Origin of the sequence: Lactobacillus sp. wkB10 (assembly GCF_000760615.1) — a bacterium.
In the GTDB taxonomy this organism is placed as follows: domain Bacteria; phylum Bacillota; class Bacilli; order Lactobacillales; family Lactobacillaceae; genus Lactobacillus; species Lactobacillus huangpiensis.
Map to the genome: position 1 here is coordinate 1 of NZ_JRJB01000020.1, position 4,014 is coordinate 4,014.

At 34.0% G+C, this 4,014-nt stretch carries 4 protein-coding genes and 1 pseudogene; 1 reads left to right on the forward strand and 4 read right to left on the reverse strand.

Annotated elements, in window-relative coordinates:
* Positions 1–1,066: SLAP domain-containing protein (locus tag LACWKB10_RS10230; protein ID WP_034981720.1), on the forward strand; the 1,066-nt coding region annotated here is incomplete at its 5' end.
* A 57-nt stretch (positions 1,067–1,123) separates the two neighbouring features.
* On the opposite strand, the pseudogene LACWKB10_RS10425 reads toward LACWKB10_RS10230, so the two are convergent.
* From LACWKB10_RS10425 to LACWKB10_RS10435, 4 genes and pseudogenes are all read right to left on the reverse strand, one after another.
* Positions 1,124–1,231: pseudogene (locus tag LACWKB10_RS10425) on the reverse strand (IS3 family transposase); the annotation flags it as partial.
* Between the two features lie 192 nt (positions 1,232–1,423).
* Positions 1,424–1,960 carry an ATP-binding cassette domain-containing protein gene (locus LACWKB10_RS10430; RefSeq protein ID WP_369792499.1) on the reverse strand — a complete coding sequence of 179 codons (537 nt, stop codon included), beginning with the start codon at positions 1,958–1,960 and terminating at the stop codon, positions 1,424–1,426.
* Positions 1,921–3,006 (reverse strand): ABC transporter transmembrane domain-containing protein, encoded by a 1,086-nt coding sequence (locus tag LACWKB10_RS09565; protein WP_369792498.1) that lies wholly within the window; start codon positions 3,004–3,006, stop codon positions 1,921–1,923. The genes LACWKB10_RS10430 and LACWKB10_RS09565 overlap by 40 nt, the downstream gene beginning before the upstream one ends.
* Positions 3,007–3,524: 518 nt before the next feature.
* Positions 3,525–3,614: a putative holin-like toxin gene (locus LACWKB10_RS10435; protein WP_081945396.1), complete on the reverse strand. Its 90-nt coding sequence runs from the start codon at positions 3,612–3,614 to the stop codon at positions 3,525–3,527.
* Positions 3,615–4,014: the final 400 nt, after the last annotated feature.

A 4,014-nucleotide genomic window follows, 5' to 3' on the forward strand; every position in this document is an offset into this window, starting at 1 on the left:
TAAAAAGAATACGCATTTGCGCAAAGGTACCCCTTTGAAATACTCTGGTTCTGTAGAAAAAATTGACCGGAATAGCAAGCAGTATTTCTTAGTCAATGATGACAACTATAATCAGTCATGGCTCCCTTATAAAAAAATCGGTGGCAAATATTACTACAATATTGGAGACGGTGGCTATGTTAATGCGGCCAATGTTGGCAACATTGATAACAAGCCCCTTTATGTCGCAGAAGCAACCGTGACAATTAGTCCAAAGGATATTGACTCCAAAGGAGTTCAGATTGGCTTGGGCAAAGAACAAATCACGGTTAAGCCTCTGCAAAAAATAAAAGTCAACCGTGAAACGCTATTTATGTATAATCCAACCAGTTCACCTAGTTACATTATTAGTGGGACCAAAACTGGCTGGTTTCCTAAATCATACGTACAAAAAGAGCTAAGACAAAGGCTGCTGACTTTTACCGCTGACACCTATGTTTTAATTACTGCTGGAACTGATATTTTTGATGCTAATGGAGATTTACGACCAAATCAGGTTGATAAAGCTGGTCTAACCACCTTTATTGAAGGCGAGAAAATTCCGGTTGATGAATTATTATACATTTGGTCAAATAAGGACAATAAAGCTGAACTCTACTATCATTTAGGCGACGCCAATAACTTTTCGAACACCAACTTTGAAGAAAACAATGAAGAACATATGTCATTCATCAAAGCTGCTGACAGTAAATATATTTCTGGTCCATTTTTGAAACCTCTTAATACGGTTGATGAAGCTAAAGCAGATGCGAAAATAGCAACTGCAGCAGATAAAAAAGACCTCCAAAAGGAAATTGAACAGGAAAATGCAGTTCACAATACTGATGGATACAAGTTTTACCACTTTAATTTTTATAATGATGCACTAGAAAGAGCCAAAGAAATTAATAGTTCAGATAAAGCAACAGTTTCAGAAGTTAAAGAAGCCACGAGACGTTTACAGATGAAAGCAAAACTAGCCTACTTAACAGTTGATGAATATGCTGCCTACAGTAATTCAAGAAACTCAATGCCAGAAAAATATTAGAAACTTACAAAGTTAATTAAAGAAGCAAGAAATTATTAAATGATGTGAACCCTAAAATTAGGACACTTTATTAGCTTTACTGAGGACTAACTGCCGATATTCGATCGGAGTTAGTCCTTTTAGCTTGATTTTAATTCTTTTCTGATTGTAATACTCAATAAGTTTCTTACTGCGTCTCCCAGCTCGGTGAGATTCTTATACAGCTTTTCAAAGCAATGGAACATTTATTCATGAAAAAAGTGCTCCTTATAGTCGGATTATTGTCTAACTATTATGGAACACTTCAATTTCGAGAGTCATATCCTTTTTTACTTATTTTTCTCTCTTACTTTACTATGCTTTATTGATAGCTAAAGATCAAGATTGCTTTGCCAAGTCAACTATTTGGTCAAACATTTCCTTTTCGTTTGATGAAATGTGGTGAGCAACTTCGATAACAGTTCCTTTAAACTCACTTAGAATTGTTTGATGTATTTGCAAAGATAAGTTCTGATCAAGAGATGAAGTTGCTTCATCAGCTAATAATATTGGTCTTTTTGATACTAATGCTCGTGCAATTTCAACTCGTTGATTTTGACCACCAGATAAATTACTGCCACTCTTTCCAAGTTGGTAGTCTAATCCCTTTTCGTTTACGAGATCATTTAAGCCTGCTTGTTCAACAGCATAATTTAAGTCTTCTTCAGACACATGGCGACCTAAAGTAATGTTGTATTTTAAAGTATCATCTAGAATAAAAGGCTTTTGCTGAATAAAGGAAAAGTACTCGTGTAGTTTTGCCCAATTACCATTTACTTCAGAATGATTAACTTCATAGGATCCAGAATCAAGTTGTTGAATACCAATTAAGACATTCAGTAAAGTTGATTTTCCCCAACCTGATGGGGCTTGCAGGAGAACTTTTCCCCAGAATCAATTTTTAAGTTAACATTGGCAAAAATTTTCTGTTTACCCAGGCTAACTCCAGCATCAGTCAATTGTAATGATTGAAAAGTATCTGAAGCAGTTGCAGTTTTACTGCCCTGCGGCTTTATCAACAAGTCGATTTTTTTGATTTTTTGCAAAATCGGCTTTGCCGTTTTAATATCGTTTACTGACCCAAAAATACCAACTACAGGATTAATAAAATTATTAGCCAGTTGTGCGATCATCATAAACGTGCCTAAAGTCAGCCGACCGCTAACAATGAAACTAATACCAATGGCAAAAGGAAGGAACATACTGAAAATATATGCTACTATCATAGTCATCTCATTAGACATACCTTTAGTCCAATTGGTTTTGAAAAGAGCCGTTTCCATTAGCTTCGCTGCTTTAATCAGCCTGTTAACCATTGAAAATTGAACATCATAGATGTTAGCCATTTCTGCTCCGGAATGAGTTTCAATAACGGTGTTGGTGTAGTTGCTATTGGATTTTTCCCACTTTTCAGAATTTTTTTCGATCTTAGGGCCAAAAACAGACTGAATAACGGCAGGAGTAAATGAAGCTATTAAAAATACCAGCGCAATAATCCAAGAACTAACAAATGCAGAGACTACAGCTGCCAAAAATTGAATTAAATCAGAAATAATTGAAAGCTCTGCCTCAATACTATTAGTTTCAATTTGCTTTAGGTCATTGGTCATAAATGAACTGTCAATTTCGTTATGGCCAGCATAGTTATTCACTAAATAATTAGCAGACGCACTTTTTAGGTTAAGATTAATTTCTTCTATAATTTTATAATAGAAATACTGATATATAACGCCGACTATTCCAAATATTAGCAGACCACAAACAGCAAAGACAGTCAGCTTGATTAAGCTGCCTTGAGGCTTTTGGGCGAAATCAATAAATTTTTGAAAAATGAAGGCAGCAAAAACAACCTGAAGCGATTTCAAAAAAGCAAAAAAAACGTATAAGGCTATTTTCCATGGGTGTGAGTATTTTATAATCATAGTTTTCCCGTCCAATATTTTTTAAATAGCATTTTGTTAGTCTAGTTCTTCACTTATAGTATGTATACTCATTTTTAAATTCAATATTGCTCTTAAGCTTGTCCAATAAGCCATGTGAAGAAATTTTTAGCTTAATTATTAAAACTCAGGCTTTTAAATTAATAAAAAATAAATATTAGATAACCAAAATACTAAGGTTTTAATCTTTAAAAGTCAATAAGATAATTTTATTTTCTTTTAATATTTATACTGACAAATTTCCCGTTAGCACTAATTTTTTCCTTAATCCTATTTTGTAACTGTTAAAAAAACGATTATAAATGGCAACATGCAATCCCTGACTCAGTCCACTTGTGCAAAATTAATTCAGTCATGATATAATTTAATTGTAAAGAAAAGAGGCCTTGCGCTAACAAGACCTCTTTGAAAACAAGCAGCCGCTCTAAAGGCGGTTAGCTGAGTAGGAATATAAAAAAGACTATCCCTAACTTGCTAAAGTATGATTGGGACGGTCTTTTTTATTTCTTGTGATTATTGATATAATCCAACAACACAATAATAAACGTGGCGAATGCCAACATTATTTGTAATGCTTGGTAAACGCTCATTAACTGCTTCTCTTTCTAAAAGATTTCGTGCCATAGGCACCATCTCCTTTCCAGATCAACAGCCAACCGCCCTCAAAACAATTTGCTTGAATTCTAAATTAATTATAACAAATACTGTTTGCATATTGAATAAAAGAAGAGCCAGATAATTAACTAAACGGCTTGGTGTAAATAACTTTCACTCACCTTCACCTTATTAACTTAGTATTAAACTGTTTGAAAACCTATTCAAAGACAGGCTATTATTCTATACTGTACGTAAGGTATTTAATCAATTTTTGAGGTGATTACATGAAATTAAATAAAAAATTCGTTTATGCTTCCATAGCAAGCATTCTTGCTATTAGTCCTATGCTACCCGCAGTAATGCCAAGCAATACAGAAGTATTAGCTGCTAAGA